Source organism: Bradyrhizobium archetypum (assembly GCF_013114835.1).
Taxonomy (GTDB): domain Bacteria; phylum Pseudomonadota; class Alphaproteobacteria; order Rhizobiales; family Xanthobacteraceae; genus Bradyrhizobium; species Bradyrhizobium archetypum.
The window spans coordinates 132,714-151,477 of record NZ_JAAVLW010000011.1; the positions used below are offsets into that span (position 1 = coordinate 132,714).

15 protein-coding genes, 1 tRNA gene and 1 pseudogene are annotated in these 18,764 nt (G+C 63.7%); 9 read left to right on the forward strand and 8 right to left on the reverse strand.

Going from position 1 to position 18,764, the window contains the following annotated elements; all coding sequences use genetic code 11:
• Window positions 1–163: 163 nt before the first annotated feature.
• Window positions 164–454 carry an FAD assembly factor SdhE gene (locus HCN50_RS29700; RefSeq protein ID WP_171713425.1) on the forward strand — a complete coding sequence of 97 codons (291 nt, stop codon included), beginning with the start codon at window positions 164–166 and terminating at the stop codon, window positions 452–454.
• Window positions 451–3,969: a transcription-repair coupling factor gene (mfd, locus tag HCN50_RS29705; protein ID WP_171713426.1), complete on the forward strand. Its 3,519-nt coding sequence runs from the start codon at window positions 451–453 to the stop codon at window positions 3,967–3,969. Before HCN50_RS29700 ends, mfd begins: the two co-directional genes overlap by 4 nt.
• Before the next feature lie 122 nt (window positions 3,970–4,091).
• On the opposite strand, the gene HCN50_RS29710 is transcribed toward mfd, so the two are convergent.
• The 3 genes from HCN50_RS29710 to HCN50_RS29720 form a co-directional block, all read right to left on the reverse strand.
• Window positions 4,092–5,363, reverse strand: a complete 1,272-nt coding sequence (locus tag HCN50_RS29710) for a GGDEF domain-containing protein (protein WP_171713427.1) — start codon at window positions 5,361–5,363, stop codon at window positions 4,092–4,094.
• An 88-nt stretch (window positions 5,364–5,451) separates the two neighbouring features.
• The gene (locus HCN50_RS29715) at window positions 5,452–6,957 is read right to left on the reverse strand and encodes an AMP-binding protein (protein WP_171713428.1); all 1,506 of its coding nucleotides are present in this window, start codon (window positions 6,955–6,957) and stop codon (window positions 5,452–5,454) included.
• Window positions 6,958–7,000: 43 nt separating this feature from the next.
• The gene (locus tag HCN50_RS29720) at window positions 7,001–8,785 is read right to left on the reverse strand and encodes an extracellular solute-binding protein (protein ID WP_235977297.1); all 1,785 of its coding nucleotides are present in this window, start codon (window positions 8,783–8,785) and stop codon (window positions 7,001–7,003) included.
• 304 nt (window positions 8,786–9,089) lie between these two features.
• On the opposite strand from HCN50_RS29720, the gene HCN50_RS29725 reads away from it, so the two are divergent.
• Window positions 9,090–9,875: an invasion associated locus B family protein gene (locus HCN50_RS29725; RefSeq protein WP_171713430.1), complete on the forward strand. Its 786-nt coding sequence runs from the start codon at window positions 9,090–9,092 to the stop codon at window positions 9,873–9,875.
• A 71-nt stretch (window positions 9,876–9,946) separates the two neighbouring features.
• Here HCN50_RS29725 and hspQ read toward each other — a convergent pair whose 3' ends face one another.
• Window positions 9,947–10,279 carry a heat shock protein HspQ gene (gene hspQ / locus HCN50_RS29730; protein ID WP_027537766.1) on the reverse strand — a complete coding sequence of 111 codons (333 nt, stop codon included), beginning with the start codon at window positions 10,277–10,279 and terminating at the stop codon, window positions 9,947–9,949.
• Between the two features lie 123 nt (window positions 10,280–10,402).
• Here hspQ and HCN50_RS29735 point away from each other — a divergent pair, with 123 nt between their 5' ends.
• The gene (locus HCN50_RS29735; protein ID WP_171713431.1) at window positions 10,403–11,356 is read left to right on the forward strand and encodes an AEC family transporter; all 954 of its coding nucleotides are present in this window, start codon (window positions 10,403–10,405) and stop codon (window positions 11,354–11,356) included.
• Between the two features lie 87 nt (window positions 11,357–11,443).
• Here HCN50_RS29735 and HCN50_RS29740 read toward each other — a convergent pair whose 3' ends face one another.
• On the reverse strand, window positions 11,444–12,634 hold the full coding sequence (locus HCN50_RS29740) for a UbiH/UbiF family hydroxylase (RefSeq protein ID WP_171713432.1): 1,191 nt from the start codon (window positions 12,632–12,634) through the stop codon (window positions 11,444–11,446).
• Between the two features lie 134 nt (window positions 12,635–12,768).
• Here HCN50_RS29740 and pcsA point away from each other — a divergent pair, with 134 nt between their 5' ends.
• The 4 genes from pcsA to HCN50_RS35060 all read left to right on the forward strand — a co-directional run bounded on the left by pcsA (window position 12,769) and on the right by HCN50_RS35060 (window position 16,113).
• Entirely contained in the window at window positions 12,769–13,503 is a 735-nt protein-coding gene (gene pcsA, locus HCN50_RS29745) for a phosphatidylcholine synthase (protein ID WP_171713433.1), read from the forward strand.
• On the forward strand, window positions 13,500–14,237 hold the full coding sequence (locus HCN50_RS29750; protein ID WP_171713434.1) for a TerC family protein: 738 nt from the start codon (window positions 13,500–13,502) through the stop codon (window positions 14,235–14,237). Before pcsA ends, HCN50_RS29750 begins: the two co-directional genes overlap by 4 nt.
• Window positions 14,238–14,307: 70 nt before the next feature.
• Entirely contained in the window at window positions 14,308–15,282 is a 975-nt protein-coding gene (locus tag HCN50_RS29755) for a quinone oxidoreductase family protein (RefSeq protein ID WP_171713435.1), read from the forward strand.
• Window positions 15,283–15,528: 246 nt separating this feature from the next.
• Window positions 15,529–16,113, forward strand: coding sequence for a DUF8467 domain-containing protein (locus HCN50_RS35060; protein ID WP_512699172.1), 585 nt, complete (start codon window positions 15,529–15,531; stop codon window positions 16,111–16,113).
• 178 nt (window positions 16,114–16,291) lie between these two features.
• Here the strand turns inward: HCN50_RS35060 and HCN50_RS29760 are convergent, their stop codons facing one another.
• Both HCN50_RS29760 and soxC read right to left on the reverse strand, forming a co-directional pair.
• Entirely contained in the window at window positions 16,292–16,831 is a 540-nt protein-coding gene (locus HCN50_RS29760; protein ID WP_171713436.1) for a c-type cytochrome, read from the reverse strand.
• Window positions 16,818–18,089, reverse strand: a complete 1,272-nt coding sequence (gene soxC / locus HCN50_RS29765; RefSeq protein ID WP_171713437.1) for a sulfite dehydrogenase — start codon at window positions 18,087–18,089, stop codon at window positions 16,818–16,820. Before soxC ends, HCN50_RS29760 begins: the two co-directional genes overlap by 14 nt.
• A gap of 355 nt (window positions 18,090–18,444) precedes the next feature.
• On the opposite strand from soxC, the pseudogene HCN50_RS33925 reads away from it, so the two are divergent.
• Window positions 18,445–18,549 (forward strand): annotated as a pseudogene (locus tag HCN50_RS33925) (IS5/IS1182 family transposase); the annotation flags it as partial.
• A gap of 25 nt (window positions 18,550–18,574) precedes the next feature.
• On the opposite strand, the gene HCN50_RS29770 reads toward HCN50_RS33925, so the two are convergent.
• Window positions 18,575–18,650 (reverse strand) — tRNA-Arg (locus HCN50_RS29770).
• Window positions 18,651–18,764 lie beyond the last annotated feature (114 nt).

The following is an 18,764-nucleotide window of genomic DNA, read 5'->3' on the forward strand; positions in this document are numbered from 1 at the left end:
GCATCCATCCCTCTTCAAGAGGATGGATTGCCGGGTCAAGCCCGGCAATGACACCGTAGTGGTAATTCACCGAACTGTTGGGGCTGACATCGGCGATCCCGCTCGCTATATCAACCCCGCCCGGCACGTCCGGGCTTTTGGCGTTCGACATGGAATAGGGGCAATGACGGGTACGACACGATCAAGCGGCGGCCTTGATGACCGCCGTAAGCGGCTTTTGTTCCGCTGTTGGCATCGCGGCACCCGCGAGATGGACCTCATCCTCGGCCGCTTTGCGGATGCCGAGATATCCGCCATGCGTGATGACGAGCTGGCTGCGCTCGAACGCCTGATCGAGGTGCCTGATCCCGATCTCTATGCCGCGCTGACTGGCGAGAAGCCGCTGGCGGGCGAATATGCCGGCCCGCTGTTCGACCGCATCAAGGCATTTCGCGCCGTGGATCACGACGCATGAAGACGCCCGTCAAATCGCCCGCTGCGCTGCTGGCTCCCGGCCGCGCGCTGACCTTTGCCAACGTCGCCGAGGGCGCGGAGGGGCTTGTCATCTCCGATCTCGCGCGTGCGGTCGCAGCCAAGCCGAAACCGCCGGCGGTCAGCCTTGCCGTGGTCTGCCGCGATGGTCCGCGCATGCAGCAGTTGGCACGGGCGCTGGAGTTCTTTGCGCCCGATCTGCCGGTGATGCAGTTTCCGGCCTGGGACTGCCAGCCTTATGACCGGGTGTCGCCGCATGGCGGCATCCTGGCCCAGCGTCTGACGACGCTGGCGCGGCTGTCGCGCCTGCAGGGCAGCGACAAGCCGCTGATCGTGCTCACCACCGTCAACGCGATCGTGCAGCGCGTGCCGGCACGCGAGGTGGTGGCGGCGCAGGCGCTGTCGGTCGCGCCTGGCCATGTCGTGCCGATGGATTCGATCGTGGCCTGGCTGGAGCACAATGGCTACAACCGTTCGTCGACCGTGCGAGAACCCGGTGAATACGCCGTGCGCGGCGGTATCCTCGATCTGTTTCCGGCCGGGCTCGATCAGCCGGTACGGTTCGACTTTTTCGGCGACAGCCTCGAATCGATCCGCACCTTCGATGCGGAAACCCAGCGCACGCTGCTCGACATGCGCGCGCTCGATCTGGTTCCGATCTCGGAATTCCAACTCGTCACCGAAACGATTCGCCGCTTCCGCATGGGCTATGTCGCGACCTTCGGCGCGCCCGAGCGTGACGATCCGCTCTATGAGGCGGTCAGCGAAGGCCGCCGCCACCCCGGCATGGAGCACTGGCTGCCGCTGTTCCAGGAACGGATGGATACGCTGTTCGACTATCTCGATGGCGCGCCGGTTGCGATCGAGCCGCAGAGCGAGGACGCCGCGCGCGAACGCTTCAAGCAGATCGCGGACTATTATGAGGCAAGGCGCGAGGCGTTGGAGCACCCGGGGTCAGGCGCGGTCTACAAGCCGCTGCCGCCGGACCGGCTCTATCTGACGGAAACGGAGTGGACGACGCGGCTGGCCGAGGCGGCCGTGGCGCGGCTCACGCCGTTTGCGGTGCCCGACGGCGCCGCCGATGTATTCGACGCCGGCGCGCGGCAAGGCCGCAACTTTACGCCCGAGCGTGCCGATACTTCCGTCAACGTGTTCGAAGCCGTGGTGGCGCATGTGCTGGCATTGCAGGCGCAGCGCAAAAAGGTGGTGATCGCGTTGTGGAGCGAAGGCTCGCGCGACCGCATGGCGAGCATGCTCAGGGATCACAAGCTCGCCAATATCACCAGCGTCAATACCTGGCGCACGGTGCAGGCAACGCCGCGCAACGAGGCCATGCTGGCGGTGGTCGGCATGGAGAGCGGCTTCGAGACCGGCGAATTCGCCATTATCAGCGAGCAGGACATCCTCGGCGACCGTTTGGTGCGCCAGCGCAAATCAAGCCGCAAGCTCGACAATTTCATATCCGAAGTCACGAGCCTTTCGACTGGCGATCTCGTGGTCCATGTCGAGCACGGTATCGGGCGCTTTGTCGGGTTGCAGACGATCGAGGTCGGCGGCGCGCCACATGATTGTCTCGAACTGCATTATGCCGCTGAGACCAAGCTGTTTCTGCCGGTTGAGAACATCGAGCTGTTGTCGCGCTACGGTTCCGACCAGACCAATGTCGAACTCGACCGGCTGGGCGGCAGCGGCTGGCAGGCGCGCAAGGCCAAGCTCAAGAACCGCATCCGCGAGATCGCCGGCGAACTGATCAAGATCGCGGCCGAGCGGCAGTTGCATGAAGCACCGAAGATGCCGGTGCAGCCGCATGTCTATGATGAATTCTGCGCGCGCTTCCCCTATGAGGAGACCGAAGACCAGTTAGGTGCGATCACCTCGACGCTGAAGGACCTCGAAAGTGGCCGTCCAATGGACCGGCTGATCTGCGGCGATGTCGGCTTCGGCAAGACGGAGGTGGCGTTGCGCGCCGCCTTTGCCGTGGCGCTCGAAGGCAAGCAGGTTGCCGTCGTCGTGCCGACCACGCTGTTGGCGCGGCAGCACAGCAAGAACTTTGCCGAACGCTTCCGCGGCTTCCCGGTCAACGTCGCGCAGGCCTCCCGCCTGATTCCGGCCAAGGAGCTGACGCAGGTCAAGAAGGGACTGACGGATGGCAACGTCGATATCGTGGTCGGCACCCATGCGCTGCTCGGCAAGTCGATCAAGTTCAAGGATCTCGGCCTTTTGATCGTCGATGAGGAGCAGCATTTTGGCGTCAGCCACAAGGAGCGGCTGAAGCAGCTGCGGGCGCAGGTGCATGTACTGACGCTGAGCGCGACCCCGATCCCGCGCACGCTGCAGCTTGCGCTGACCGGTGTGCGCGACCTCTCGATCATCGCCTCACCCCCGGTCGATCGCCTCGCGGTGCGCACCTTCGTGGCGCCCCATGATCCCTTGATGATCCGCGAGGCGCTGCTGCGCGAGCGCTACCGCGGCGGGCAGGCGTTCTATGTGGTGCCGCGGATCGAGGACCTCGCCAGCGTCAAGGACTTCCTCGACAAGAACGTACCGGAGATGAAAATCGCGGTCGCCCATGGCCAGATGCCGCCGACCGTGATCGAGGACATCATGTCGGCGTTCTACGACGGCAAGTACGACATCCTGCTCTCGACCACCATCATCGAGTCCGGCCTCGATATCCCGAATGCCAATACGCTGATCGTGCACCGCGCCGACATGTTCGGGCTGGCGCAGCTCTATCAGTTGCGCGGCCGGGTCGGGCGCTCGAAGCTGCGGGCCTATGCGCTGTTCACGCTGCCGGCACAGCAGAAGATCACAGCGCAAGCCGAGCGGCGGCTGAAAGTACTGCAGTCGCTGGAAACGCTGGGTGCGGGCTTCCAACTCGCCTCGCATGACCTCGACATCCGCGGCGCCGGCAACCTGCTCGGTGAGGAGCAGTCCGGCCACATCAAGGAAGTCGGCTTCGAGCTCTATCAATCGATGCTGGAGGAGGCGATCCTCAACCTCAAGGCCGGCGTGGCGGAGCCTGCCGCCGACCGCTGGTCGCCGCAGATCACCATCGGCATGCCGGTGCTGATCCCCGAGGACTACGTCAACGATCTCGCCGTGCGCCTGTCGCTCTACCGGCGGCTCGCCGATCTCGACACCGACGAGGAGATCGACAATTTCGCCGCCGAGATGCGCGACCGCTTCGGCGTGCTGCCGGCCGAGGTGCGCTACCTCTTCAAGGTGGCGGCGATCAAGGCCTATTGCCGCAGAGCCAATGTCGAGAAGGTCGATGCCGGGCCGAAGGGCGCGGTGATCTCGTTCCGCGACAACAGCTTTGCTCAGCCGGATCGCCTCGTCGCCTTCATCCGCCAGCACGGCCAGGCCGCGAAGGTGCGGCCCGACATGAAGGTGGTGTTCCTGCAGACATGGAAGACGCCGGAAGAGCGGCTGATGGGCACCACGGAGATCTTGCGCCAGCTCGCCAATCTCGCGGAGAGCAAGAAGGCGGCGTAGCGCTGCTCTGTCCAGGTCATTGCGGGCGAAGCGAAGCAATCCATCTGTCCACGTGTGCGGTGCCAATGGATTGCTTCGTCGCTTTCGCTCCTCGCAATGACGGGGATGGAGCGTGCAGTACGTCAGGAAGCCGCGCGCTCCGCACCTTCGTATAGTCGCGACCGCAGCGACTTTGCGGAATCGTTTGGCAGCAGCGTTGCGACGGTAACCATCGGCTCCGACCGCGTGTCGCGATTGCCGTGGCTGGTATGACGCATCACGCTCGACAGCCGTCGCGCGATGGTGTGGGCGGTTTTCAGGTCGGCCTCGGCAAAGACCACGACGACCGAGCCGTCGTCCTGGGCGGCGCCGAAATCCATCCGCCGCATCAGGCGGCTGATGATCCGCGCGCCGTCGAATTGCGCGCGGGGATGTTCGGGATCAAACGCAAAGCGTGCCACCGACAATCCGCCGCCGCGCTGCTGCGTCTGGTAGATGGCGCGGGCAAAGTCGCGCTCGAAGACTTCCGGGGTGAGCAGGCCGGTCCGCGCGTCGATCAGGCCATCGGCGTCGATGGCCTTCAGTGTGCGGCTCAGATGGGCCTCAAAGGCGTGCTGGCGTATCAACGGCAGCGCCGTCGCAGCCACCTGCGCGGCGTCGCCGGAGATGATCTCGAGGTTCGGCAGGTCGTAGGCGGGCGCCAGGTCGCCTGCCGTCACCACGACCGGAAGATTGCGGAAGCGGGCGTCCTCCGTCAGAACGGTGAGGAATGCGTCGATCACGCGCAGACTGAAACCTTCGCCGAGCACGACGCCGTCGATGTCACGGCTGTTGAGATGCTTGGCGGCTGCCTCGATCGACAGCGCGCCGACCACGCCGGTGCGCTCGCCAAGCGCGACCGACAGCGCCGGATAGGCTCCGCCGCGGCCGATCAGCAGCACGGTCGCGTCGCGCGCCGGATCGATCTGCGACAGCGCCATCGGCATCGCCGGCACCAGTCGACGCATCACGGTCGCATGCAACGAGCGCACGCGCAGCGCTGCCCGCAGCCGCGCCGCCAGCCGGTCGGCGCCGCCTCGAGTTTGCGAGATTTGGGCTTGCGAGACTTGCGTATGCGAGATTTGGCTCTGAAAGAACGGAATGACGTTGTCCGGAACTGAACTCACTGGATCGACCGCAATCAGCGGCAGATAGGGCTGCCGCGACGCGACCCGCGCTGCCAGCGCCGCCAGTCCGGCTTGATCTGTCGTGGAGGCAGCGGCCAGCACGGCGGCCGGCTGCACCTGTTCGACCGCGCGCGGCGCATCCGCCCACTCGGTCTCGATCACCGGAAACAGCTTCGCAACGTCGAGCGTGGCGGCAAAGGACGACCGTCTCACGGTCGATACGATGAGGATCGGACCTTGCTGGGACATCTTGAGAACTCGGATCAGGCGCGTCTGGAGCCACGATCCTAGTTTGCGGCACTTAATGCGCCGTCAACGGGCGCCCGCCGGCGGCCTCTCAGGCGGCGCTGCTTCGATCCCGAAATGCTTCCACCATCAATGGGTTGAGGCCGAGTTCTGCCAGCGCGTCCCGGGCGCGTGCGTTGTCAAGCGCGCGGCCGGCGAGCCGGTGGCCGCTCAGGCGGTCGGGCAGCGCGGTCAGGAGCGCGCCCTGGCCGAGCCGCCGCGCCCATTCTTGCAAGTCCTGCGCGAGGAACCGGTAGCCGCCGACGGCCATGACGCCAGAGGGCGGCGCGGTGATATTGATCGCGCCGGTTGCGCGGTCGATGCGCGCCGCATAATCCGTATCGACGAAGTCCCGCGGCGGTGACGCGACCATAGAGTCGCTCGGCGGCGGAGGTGGCGCATAGGCCGCGACCGGCACCATCGGCCCGCGCAATCCCAGCGTGCCGCGCGGCGTCAACAGGATCTCGCCGGCGATCGAGGATCCCGGCAGTTCGCGTGGTGCCCCATGGGGACCAGGCTTGATGAGGGCCGGCGAGCCATCTTCCGCGATCCGGCGCGCGCCGAACAAGCCGGCCTCGCCGAACAGATAGACGTCCGTCAGCGTCGCCTGTTTCGCCGTCCAGCATGCGCTGGAGCCGACCTGCTCCGGCGTGCGCCACAGGCCGACGACGTTGCGCAGACTTGGCATCCGCGCGGCGAGGTCCATTTCATCCAGCCGCAGCGCCAGTTGAGCGGGCGCCATCAGCGTGTCACAGGCCTGTTCGTTGATCTGCTGTTCCAGCACTTCCTCATCGAACGGATGGTGCAGGACCAGTGTTCCACCGGACAGCAGCCACACCGCCAGAGAAGAGGCGAGGCCGGCAAACGACATCGGCGAGAACGCCGACAGGACGGTTGCGCCCTGCGGCACGTCGCTTTCGAGTGTCATGGCAAGACCACCGGCAATCAGGCCGAGATGGGCGCGCGGGACCGGCCGGAAACCGTCCGCGGTGACGTCGAACGAAATCAGCGCTGCCTTGCGGCCGTCCTGGATCACGGCGCGCGCGGTCGGGGATTCTCGGAAGATGGCATTGTCGAGCGAGGCCATGCCTTCCGGCAGGTCGCTGCCGAAGCCGCAGACGTGGCGGATCGAGAACGCTTCGGCGGCGGCGTTCATCGCGAGATCCGAATAGATCACGCCGTCGATCTTGCTCATGGTCACGATCGCCCGCGCGGCGGTGCGATTGAGCGCCATGGTTAATTCCGATTGCCGCCAGAGCAGCGGCAGCACCGCGACGACGAGGCCGGCGCGGAACGCGGCGAGCACGGTGAGCGCGAATTCAATGGTGTTCGGCAGTTGGACCGCGATCACCGAATTCGACGGCAAGCCGGATTCGATGAAGTGCGCCGCCAGCGACGAGATCATGCGATCGGCCTGTGCGAAGGTCAGGCGCTTCGGCGGCTGGCCGGTGATGCGCTGCTTGTTGAGCGGATCGACCAGCGCCAGCGCATCCGGCTGCCGTGCCAGGTTCCGTTTGAACAACGTATCGAGCGTTGGCGAAGCGGTGGGCTGGGTCACGGTTACCTTGGCTCTGTCACGAGGGTCGCACCACTTGGCGAGTTCACTTGGCTTGCGGCTTCTGCCACCAGGTTTCCGGCAGGTAGCCTGATAGCGCAGTCGATGCAGGTGTTTCTATCCGATTCCACCGGGCAATCCATTGTTCCTGCACGTTAAACACAGGGATCGCGTAGAAACCTGACATCAGGACGCGGTCGAGTGCCCGCACGGCGGAGACGAAGGCCGGGCGCTCGCGCGCCTCGAGCAGCGCCGCAATCAGGGCGTCGATGGTGGGCTCCTTGGCGCCCATGTAATTCCGCGTGCCAGGAATGTCGGCGGCCTGGCTGCCCCAGTAAAACGATTGCTCGTTACCGGGGGACAGCGATTGATCCCAGCGGTTCTGCAGCATGTCGAATTCGTAGCCGAGCCGGCGCTGGTCAAACTGCACGGGATCGACCGCGCGCACGCTGGCCTCGATGCCGGCGCGCCTGAGGTCGCGCTGATAGGCCAGCGCGATGCGCTCCTGGTCGCGCGTCGTCACCAGGATCTCGAAAGTTAGCGGCGCCTTGGTCGAACGCTGTCGCAGCACGGCGCCGTCGAGGTCGTAGCCCGCCTCCGACAGCAGGCCCAGCGCTTGGCGTAACGTCGTGCGGTCGCGACCCGATCCGTCGGTGACGGGCAGGCGATAGCTGCCGTCGAGAATGTCAGACCGAATGCGATCGGCGAACGGCTTCAAGAGCTCGCGCTCGTGCTCGTCGGCGGGACGGCCATAGGCGGAAAGTTCGGACCCTGCGAAGAAACCCGCCGCGCGTGTGTAGAGCCCGAAAAAATAATTGCGGTTGATCCACTCGAAATCGAACAGCAACGTCAGCGCCTGCCGCACGCGGATGTCTGAGAACACCGGCCGCCGCGTGTTGAAGACCAGGAATTCCGACGGCTGCGGCATGCCGGTCCTGATGGTGTCGCGGATTACTTCGCCGTTGCGGGCCGCCGGGAAATCATAGCCGTCGTGCCAGCGCAGCGGTTCGTGCTCGACGCGAAAGTCGTAGAGGCCGCGCTTGAACGCCTCGAACTGCCCGTTGGACTCGCGGTAGAAGTCGAGCCTGATCTCGTCGAAGTTCCATAGGCCCCGATTTACCGGCAGGTCGCGGCCCCAATAATCGGGATTGCGGGTCAGCGTGACGCTGGCCCCCGGCTTGACCGCGCTGACGCGATACGGCCCGGAACCGACCGGTCCGGTCATTGTGGTTTCTTCGAATGTCGCGGAATCGACCGCGTGGCGCGGCAAGACCGGCATCAGGCCGAGGATCAGGGGAAGTTCGCGGTCATTGGCACCGCCGAAATCGAACCGCACGGTGAGCGGGTCGGGCGCCTCGGCCTTTGCGACCTTGGAATAATACTGGCGGTGATTGGGACGGCCCTTGTCGCGCAGCAAGGCCCACGAGAATAGGACGTCATCGGCCGTAACAGACTTGCCATCGGCGAAGCGCGCTCTGGGATCGAGATGGAAGGTGACATAGCTTCGCGCATCGTCAGTCTCGACGCTCCTGGCCAGCAGGCCATAGAGCGTGAAAGCCTCGTCATTGCCGCGCGTCATCAGGCTCTCGACCACAAAGCCCCTGATTTGCTGTATCGCAAGGCCGCGGACGATCAGGGGATTGAGGCTGTCGAAGGTTCCGAGGGCGCCCCATATCAGCCGCCCGCCCTTCGGCGCATCGGGGTTGGCGTAGGGCATATGCGCGAAACCGGCGGGTAGGGCGGGCCCGCCATGCATCGCCAGCGCATGGCTTTCGGCCGCCTTTGCCTCGCTGGCTGGGGCGGCCAGCATCACACCCAAAGCGAGGGACATGCCGGCCAGCACACGCAGCCGGATAGGCCCGTGGACGGGCATAGGCGGGCGGCGATTTGATTCGAAAATTCGCACGAGGAAAGCTTTACCATAGGCTCTGGCCTCGGCCTGCGGGGAATGTCAAAGATGCTTGTCGGCATTGATCTTTTCGCCTGCCGCTGTATTGAAGGCGGGCGATTGAAAGCGGCGGGAACGCCTGTCACGTATCCGCCTCAATTGCCAACGAGACAGCCGCCTCAGCGCGGGTAGAGGTGTCGGTGCCTGTAGCGGTTTCGGGCGCTCCGTTCAGAAAGGGTTTTCCGCAATGAATTTCCGTGTCTTGGCTGGGTCAGTCCGGCCGCGTGGGCAGATTTTGGCCTTGTTGGCGGCCTCGGCATTGTCGGCAGGTTTGATCGCTTCGGGCGCACAAGCCCAGCAGACTGCGCCGGCGCCTGGCGCTCCGAAGGCGGCTCCGAAGGCCGCTCCCAAGGCTCCCGCCAGTCCCCCCGCTGCACAAGCCCCGCCGGCTGGCGCTCCCGCCGGCGCGCCGCCGCCGCAGGAACAGCAGGTCCAGTTGATCTATGCCCCCTGGACCAAGTTCTGCCTCAAGGGCCAGGAAGCCGGCGCCAAGCAGGTTTGCTTCACCGGCAAGGACGGCCGCATCGAGTCGGGTCAGCCCGTCATCGCCGCCGTCATCATCGAGCCGGAAGGCGAGCCGAAGAAGCTCCTGCGCGTGACCCTTCCGCTCGGCATGCAGCTCGTGCACGGAACCCGGATCATCGTTGACAGCAACCCGCCGCAGCAGAGCCCCTACGTCATCTGCTTCCAAAACGGTTGCATGTCCGATTACGAAGCAACCCCCGAGCTGATCGCCAACCTGAAGAAGGGCCAGAATCTCATTGTTCAGGCGATCAATTCCAACGGTGCGCCGCTGACGCTGCCGCTGCCGCTCTCCGGTGAATTCGCCAAGGCCTATGACGGCCCGCCGACCGATCCGAAGCAGTTCGAAGAGAATCAGAAGAAGCTGCAGGAAGAGCTGCAAAAGCGCGCCGAAGAGCAGCGCAAGAAGCTCGAGGGCGCGGGTGCCGCTGCCAATCCAGCGGCGAAGTAAGCCCTCGCACAGAGCGAGAAAACACAAAAGGCGCCCGACCAGGGCGCCTTTTTTGTTGCGGGCAGAAATAACTAATTCAGCGACGGATTTCGCGGGCGATAGCCGCCGGACTTGTCCTTCACGAAGATCTCGGCGACCTGCGAATGCCGGATCGGTTCGCCCGAATCGTCCGGCAGCAGGTTTTGCTCGGAGACATAGGCGACGTATTCGGACTCCGAGTTTTCCGCGAGCAAATGATAGAACGGCTGATCCTTGTGAGGCCGAACTTCCTCGGGGATCGACAGCCACCATTCCTCGGTATTGTTGAATTCCGGATCGATATCGAAAATCACGCCCCGGAATGAGAACACCCGGTGGCGGACGATCTGCCCGATCTGAAATTTGGCGGTGCGCGCTTTGATCATGTCCCGTCGAATAGACCATGATTGTGGCCGATGCTAGAGGCATTAGAACGAATTAACCTTTACATGTGGTGGCCGCATCCGCCGCCATGCCCGTGAAATTACTGATGAAAAGACGTTTTCGAGATGGCCGACATCCTCAACCTCGCGCTTCCCTATTTCGGCCTAATCTTCATCGGCTTCGCCTGCGGCAAGACGCGGGGCTTGCCGGAATCGGGCCTCGCCTGGATGAACTTCTTCCTGCTCTACGTCTCGCTGCCGGCGCTGTTGTTTCGCATCATGTCGGAGACGCCGTTTTCCGAACTGAACAACCCGCCATTCCTGATCGCGACCACGCTGGCGACCGTGAGCGCCTTCGTGCTTGCCATGGTGGCAGGCCGCATCATCGGCGAGTTGTCGCTGCGCAAGGCTACGATCGCAGGCCTTGCTGGTGCTTACGGCAATATCGGCTATATGGGACCGGGACTGGCGCTGGCGGTGCTCGGCGCCAAGGCGGCGGCGCCGACCGCGCTGATCTTCTGCTGCGACAGCATTTTCCTGTTCACGATCGTGCCGCTATTGATGGCGCTGACTGATCGCAAGCATCCGTCGTTCGTGCACGCCATCGGCGTCGCCGCGCGGCAGATCGTGCTCAACCCGCTGATCATGTCGGCCGCCGCAGGGGCGCTTGTCGCGGCATTGCACATTCAGTTGCCGGTCGCCGTCGACAGGACGCTGCTGTTTCTGCAGAACGCTGCGGCCCCGACCGCGCTGTTCGTGCTCGGCGTCACCGTGGCACTGCGGCCCTTCGATCGGGTGCCCTGGGAAGTGCCCGGCGTGATCGCGATCAAGCTCTTGATCCATCCGCTCATCGTATTCGGGCTGATGCTGCTGTTCGGCCCGTTCGCGCAGCCGTGGGCTGCGACCGCGGTGCTGATGGCCGCGCTGCCGCCCGCGCTGAACGTGTTCGTGATGGCCCGGCAGAACAACACCTGGATCGAGCCGGCGTCGGTGGCGGTTCTGATCGGAACCTTCGCCTCCGTGGTCACGCTGACCTGCGTGATGTGGTTCATCCAGAGCGGACGGCTGGCGTTTCCGTAAGTGTGGCGCGGAGATACAAAATCGCGAAAACAACCCCATGCAAAGTAGAGTTGGAAGAGGTCGCAGCCCTCACGCTGGCGTCCCGAGCTAGCTCACGCGCCTCCAGGTCGGCGCCAGCCCTTCGCGCATCGCGAGCCGCCGCAGCGGGCCGAACGAGCCGAGCAGGTGCATGCCCGCCGCGCGCAGCGATTGCATGGGCAGGAAATCGCTGAGCAGGGAGCGGTTGGCGACATCGATGGCGATCAGGCGGCTTGCGACGTCGGCACGGCGGGCGGATTGATAGCGCGCCAGTACCACCGGCGAACCCGGATCTTCGCCGCGCGAGATCGCATCGCCGGCGATCTCGGCGATGTCAGCCGCATCGCGCAACCCCATGTTGAGCCCCTGCGCGCCGATCGGCGGCACTACATGGGCGGACTCACCGACCAGCGCGACACGATGGCTGGCGAATTGCTCGGGACGCTCGATCGTTAGCGGAAACAGGTTGCGGCCGGCTTCGACCTGAACGCGGCCGAGAATGGAGTGTGACTGCTTTTCTGCGGCTTCGGACAATTCATCATCGCTGAGCGACATCAGCCGCTCGGCTTCCCTGGTCGCCGAAACCCACACCACGCTGCAGCGATCGCCCGGCAGCGGGACAAATACGCAGGGGCCTTGCGTGGTGTGAAACTCGGTGGAGACGCCGTTGTGCGGCCGCGAATGGGCGACGTTGAACGTCAGCGCCGACTGATGCAGGTCGCGCCGGCTGGTCCTGATGCCGGCCGCTTCGCGGGACGGCGATCGCCGGCCGTCGGCGCCGATCACCAGTCGGGCGCCAAGCTTCTCGCGCTTGCTGGTGCTGACGGTAACGAAATCGTCCTGCGGATCGATCGTTGCCGCCTCATCGTCCAGCCGGATCAGGTTCGAAACCTCGGCGGCGCGTTCTTCCAGGGCGACCATCAGCGAACGGTTGTCGATGTTGTAGCCGAACTGTTCGAGCCCGATCTCGTCCGAGGTGAAGCGCACCTCGGGTGCACGGATCAGCCGGCCGGTGTCGTCGACGAGGCGCATGGTCCGCAAGGCGGCGGCCTTGTCCCGGCAGCGGGGCCAGACGTCCAGACGTTCGAGCAGATCGGTGGAAGCCCCCAGCAGCGCCGTGGTGCGGTTGTCGGCATAGGGGGCGCGGCGTGCGAGCAGGGCGGTCTTCGCGCCGGTCACGGCCAGTGCGATTGCCGCGGTCAACCCCGCCGGCCCGCCGCCTATCACGGTGGCGTCATAAACTTGCGATGCATCGTTCATATTGGGACAATTGACGTTCGGGCCGGCATTTTCAAGCCATCAACCGGCCGAAATGTTTCCGCCCAATCGCGCGGCGGAACGCCGCAAGCGCCGATATGCAAATCGGAGCGATTCCTGATAGCACTGCCGGAGCAATGGACCAGAACACAGAGCCAGATTCCGTCCCGGCGACCGGCCGAATGCTGACCGCAGCATTCGCCGTACACATCTTTACGGCACTCGGCGCGGGCGTCGCCCTGCTGGCGATGCTGGAAGCCGTGCGCGAGCATTGGGCCAACATGTTCGGCTGGCTCGGCGTCGCCCTCATCATCGATGCGATCGACGGCCCGCTGGCGCGCAAGCTGGATGTCGTGCGGCTGCAGCCAAACTGGTCGGGCGAGGTGCTCGATCTCGTCGTCGATTTCGTAACCTACGTCTTCGTGCCGGCCTATGCGATCACCGCAAGCGGGATGCTGCTGCCGGTGGCGGCGCCGCTGCTCGGCATCGGCATCGTGGTATCCAGCGCGCTCTATTTTGCGGACCGACGCATGAAGGCGTCAGATAATCACTTCCGCGGCTTTCCGGCGCTGTGGAACGCGGCGGCGTTTTATTTGTTCTTGCTGCATCTGCCGCCAGTCCTGTCCACTCTCGGAATCGCAATCCTGATCGCACTGACATTCGCCCCATTTCACGTGCTGCACCCGGTCCGCGTGGTGCGCCTGCGCTGGCTCACCCTGTGGCTGGTCGCCGTCTGGGCCGTGCTTGCAATGTATGCGCTGGTCCGCGACTTCGACGTAGGTGCGCCGATCGTCGCCGGGCTTTGCGCCATTGCGGCCTATATCGTCGGAAGCGACGCGGTGATCCGCCAAATCAAGTCGTTCAGAGCATGATGGAATTGTTGACGAGCCCGGAGGCCTGGGCGGCGCTGCTGACCTTGACGGCGCTGGAGATTGTGCTCGGCATCGACAACGTCATCTTCATTTCGGTGATTGTGTCGCGCATCCCGCCGGTGCAGGCCAAGCGCGCGCGCCAGATCGGCCTCTTCCTGGCGCTGGTGTTCCGCATCGTGCTGCTCAGCCTGCTGGTGTGGCTGATCGGCCTTACCGAGCCTGTTGTTACCGTGAAGAACGTCGAACTGTCCTGGCGCGACATCATCCTGATCGCCGGCGGGGCGTTCCTGATCGCCAAGGCAACCCATGAGATTCATGGCGAAGTCGAGGCGCGCGAGGGCGAGGCCGATGCCAGACCCAGCGCCAGTGCATTCTTCTGGGTGATCATGCAGATCATCGTCATCGACATGGTGTTCTCGCTGGACTCGATCATCACCGCGATCGGCATGGCGCAGGATCTCGAAATCATGATCGCCGCCGTCGTGATCGCCTGCGTCATCATGTACGTCTCCTCGGGCCCGGTGGCGAGGTTCGTCGCCAATCACCCGACCACCAAGATGCTGGCATTGGCCTTCCTGGTGTTGATCGGCGTCGCGCTGGTGGCGGACGGATTCAAATTCCACATTCCGCGCGGCTATATCTACTTCGCCATGTTGTTCGCGGCCGCCGTCGAGCTGTTCAACGTGCTCGCCAGGCGCAACCGCAGGAAGGCCGCCAGACGGCCGGTCAGTTGACAAGCGGGCGGCGATGGCTTTCGTTGCGCGCTCAAGTCGGGCGCGTGAGCAAATACCGAGGGAGACTGTCATGACCAAGGCCGTGCGTGTGCACAAGGTGGGCGGACCGGAGGCCCTGGTATATGAGGACGTCGAGGTCCCGGCACCGGGACCGGGCGAGGTTCGCATCCGTCAGCATGCCGTCGGCCTGAACTTCATCGACGTCTATTTCCGCACCGGGCTCTACAAGGCGCCGGGGCTGCCGTTCATCGCCGGCAACGAGGCCGCGGGCGAGGTCCTGGCCGTCGGCCCGGGCGTCACCAATTTTCATCCCGGCGACCGCGTCGCCTATTATTTCACGCTTGGCGGCTATGCCTCGGAGCGGGTGATCCCGGCGGACAAGCTGGTCAAGCTGCCCGACCACATCACCTATGAGCAGGGCGCGGTGCTGATGCTCAAAGGGCTGACGGTCTGGTACCTCCTGCACAAGACCTTCCAGGTCGAGCCCGGCCATCGCGTGCTGATCCATGCCGCCGCGGGCGGCATCGGCCTGCTGGCCTGCCAATGGGCCAAGGCGCTCGGCGCGCATGTGATCGGCACTGTCGGCTCCAAGGCCAAGGCCGATCTCGCGCTCGCCAATGGCTGCGATCACGTCATCCTCTATAACGAGGAAGATTTCGTCGCGCGTGTGAAACAGATCAGCCGCAACGAACTCTGCGACGTCGTCTATGACGGTGTCGGCAAGACCACCTTCCCGGGTTCGCTGTCGTGCCTCAGGCCACGCGGCCTGTTCGTCAGCTTCGGTAATGCCTCCGGTCCGGTGCCGCCGTTCCCGCTCGCCGAGCTCAACAATCACGGCTCGCTGTTTGCGACGAGGCCGAAGCTCAACGACTACGTCTCGACCCGCAAGGAGTTGCTCGAAGGCGCCGACACGCTGTTTGCCGCCGTCATCAATGGCAAGCTCCACGTGCCGATCAACCACGCCTATGCGCTGAAGGATGCCGCGAAGGCGCATACCGAGCTGGAGAGCAGGGCGACGACGGGGGCCGCGATTTTGCGGCCATGACGCTACCCGTGAACCCATAAATCTGCCGAGCGGGTGGCTTGCCTGAGTCCGCTATGCACCAATAGCGAACGAATTGCCGCGTTACCGCGAATTGACGCGATGGGCCAACAGGCGATTTGGCGGCAAGCCCACGCGATGTCTGATTTTCTCTCGGGTGCCGACATTGGCCTGAGCGGTCTCAATGGCCGCTTGGCTGATCAGTGGGGATCGAGCATTGTTCAACATGGACGTTAGAGATCAAAAGCTGTGAGAAGCCAGCTACGGTTCGTGATGCACCCGGATGACGAGGCTGTTCTGGTCAGCGAGCTGCTGCGGGACCCGGCGGTCCTGTTCATAGACGGTCCGCGTTGGAAGTCTGCCACTCCCTTAACAACTCGAGATATCTTCGCTGTCGGTAGCTACTGCATAATTTGGTCCCCTGAGGACCTGCGGCAGCTTGCTGCCGATTTCATGCCCACTGCCAACGATTGGTATTGCAGATCAGAGTACGCAACCATTCAGTTCCTAAGAAGCTCGATCACCGATACGGCGATAACAGACGGCCGTCTTGCGATCGGGACCGGACTGGCGGACAAGAAGACCACAGAGAGCGTCGAGGGTCGATACAAAGTGCTTTCTCGTGCGATCAAGAATACCTATCGCAACTCTATTGTCAGGTGGCGCTATTCGAGATCTCCCAAAGCACCGGCCAACCCGTCCAGCTCTGCAAATGTTGGCAAGCCCGACAATTCGCTCTGGGTTGGGCCCGCTGCAATGGCCTGGCTGGCTGCCGATCCTGCGCGGCACATCAAGAACGTCGCCGCCCCTCTCATAGAAGGTACTATAAGCTAGTAATGTCGCAAAGTCGGCATGCAGGCTCCGAAGAGGCGTTGATCGTCGCCTTTGGGTCACAAGCCGTAATGCTCCCGGCGAGCAAATCATGTCAGCTCTGCCTGCGAAAGGCGACCTGAGCGAGACCTGCCAAACCCGTCGCGATGGGCCATAATCGGAGAAAGGTCCGGCTCCGCAGCTACTTCGGATTGCGCGGGAACGGGATAAACCCGTCCCGGTTCGGCATTCTCACCTTCGGCAGCGAGTGCGCATCGATTACATCGTTCGGCCCAATGATCCCGTTGAGATTGAGGATGTAGGCCGACACTGCGTAGACTTCGTCCGCGGTGAGCGATTTTGACTCTTGGAATGGCATTGCACGACGGACATAGTCAAACAGGGTTGTTGCATACGGCCAGAAACTTCCCACAGTTTTTATCGGTGTTTTATCCGGCGCCAGTGTGCCCATGCCGCCGACGAGCGCTCCAGCGAGCGCGACATTGGGCCTGACTCCCTTCTCGCCGTGACAGGCCTGACATTTCGCTACATAGATGGCCTCACCCTCGATTGCGGTACCTTGGCCAGGCGGCAGACCTGCGCCATCCGGTCCGATGCTGATGTCCCACGGGGCAATATCGGCCGGCGCGATCGGTTGCCCGAGCTGCGGGGCTTGGGCCAGCGCCGCCGGTGCGATGGTCAGCATGGATACACAGACTGCAATGGGTTTAAGCGTAAACATTGCTGGCCTCCCCCATCTCGTCAATTCGCCAGCTTGCGATGGCGTTGTAGTGGTAGACCCCACGAAAGCCGCGCTCAGCCGCGAACTGCGCGCGCGTTGGCTGCACCATGCCGGTATCGTCAGTGGCGCGACTCTGCAGCACGGCGGGACCGCCGTTCCATTGCCACGCTGTGCGGAAGCGCACGGGCGCCTTTGGCAGGATCGGGCCCTGCAAAGCCGCCGGCGCCCAGCTTCGTCCGCCGTCAGCCGACACGTCGACCTGCCGGATGCTGCCGTTGCCCGACCAGGCAAGCCCGGAAATCTCGTAGAATCCCGGTCCCCTCAGCGCGAGCCCCGGCGACGGCCGCGTGATGACGGATTTGACTTCGATCGGAAACACGAACTGCCAGGCCTTTTCGTCTTTGAGCAGGATCGTGTATTTCGATGTTTCGTCTTTGGTCATGGCGGGGCCGGCAGTCAGCTTGAGCCGGCGCAGCCACTTCACATTCATGTTGCCCTCGAAACCAGGCAGCAACAGCCGCACCGGATAGCCGTTCGAAGGCCGCACTCGCTCTCCGTTCTGATAGAGACAGAGCAGCGCATCATCCATCGCCTTGGTGAGGGGGATGCTACGGCTCATGGCGGCAGCATCAGCGCCCTCAGCGATCACCCAGCGCGCCTCAGGTTCGATGCCGGCTTCATCGAGCAAAGTGGAGAGCCGCACGCCGGTCCATTCCGAGCAACCCAGCAGGCCGTGAATAGCCGCCACATTGAGCGGCTGGGCCTGAGGCGCGTTGAGCGCTAGGCTATTGCCGCCACACTCGATGAAGGCGATGCGCGATTGCATCGGATAGCGCGACAGCGCTTCGACCGTAAACACAAGCGGGCGCTTCACAAGTCCATGGATCACCAGCCGGTGTTGATCGGGATCTATTTCTGGGACGCCGGAATGGCTACGTTCGAAATGCAGCCCGGATGGCGTGATCATTCCTTCGAGCATGTGCAGCGGCGTGCGTGACGCGCCGACCCCGGGCGGGTTCGGGGGCGGCGGAAACACTTTGACCACCTTACTCTCGAACGGTGACGGCTGGCCATAGCCCGCAAATCCAGGACCCGGCACCTTCATCCATGGCTGCACCGCAAGGGGTTCTGCCGATCCGCAGGATAAGCCCGCACCAGTCGCACCGACAACGAGCGTGCCTTCAAGAAAGACGCGACGGCTTAGAATTCCATTGCCCGCCGCCGGATCGCCTAGTTCGGGATGTGTTTTTCTGATCATGAGCAGCACTCCCTTGTTGCGCTCAATTGAAGCATCTCGTTGCCCGCGCGCACGGCTAGCGCTCGGTGAGAGACCGGCACAATAGGACTGTCGGTTTATTGAGAGTGCGATGCCAGCCGACGGCATTCCCTGCTGCCATTCGACGCGAACGGAGACGTCGGCACGTCTCGAAAGCAGCTGCAAAGAAGCCTACAAGATCCCACGCCCTTTCAAAAGACGTCCATGTTGGCCAGAATGTCGCACAAACAATCCGGCCAAACCAGCGACTCGGATATCCGCGTTGGGTCATTCGCGACGGGCTCGATCCGGCAGCAAGCCCGGCCGGGTCCCTTGTCGCGCCGAGAGCAGAAGTAAATTCAAACGGTTCTTCAACAAGATCAAGCAATGTCGGCGTGTCGCGACACGATACGAGATAGCGGCCAACTACCTGGCAATCCGCATCTGCTTGCGTGCTAATTAGTCCGCGCTCTAGTTAACCAGCAAAGTGGTAGTCCCGCGACGACTCGAACCTCGAACCTTCGCACCCGCAACGCGATGCTCTATCCATTGAGCTACGGAACCTTGCCTTCGTCGGCTGCGATCTTGCGGCCGGACGTTGTCGTGGTCATTCCGGGATGGTGCGCTAGCACCAGACCCGGAATTTCGAGATTCCGGGTTCGATGCTGCGCATCGCCC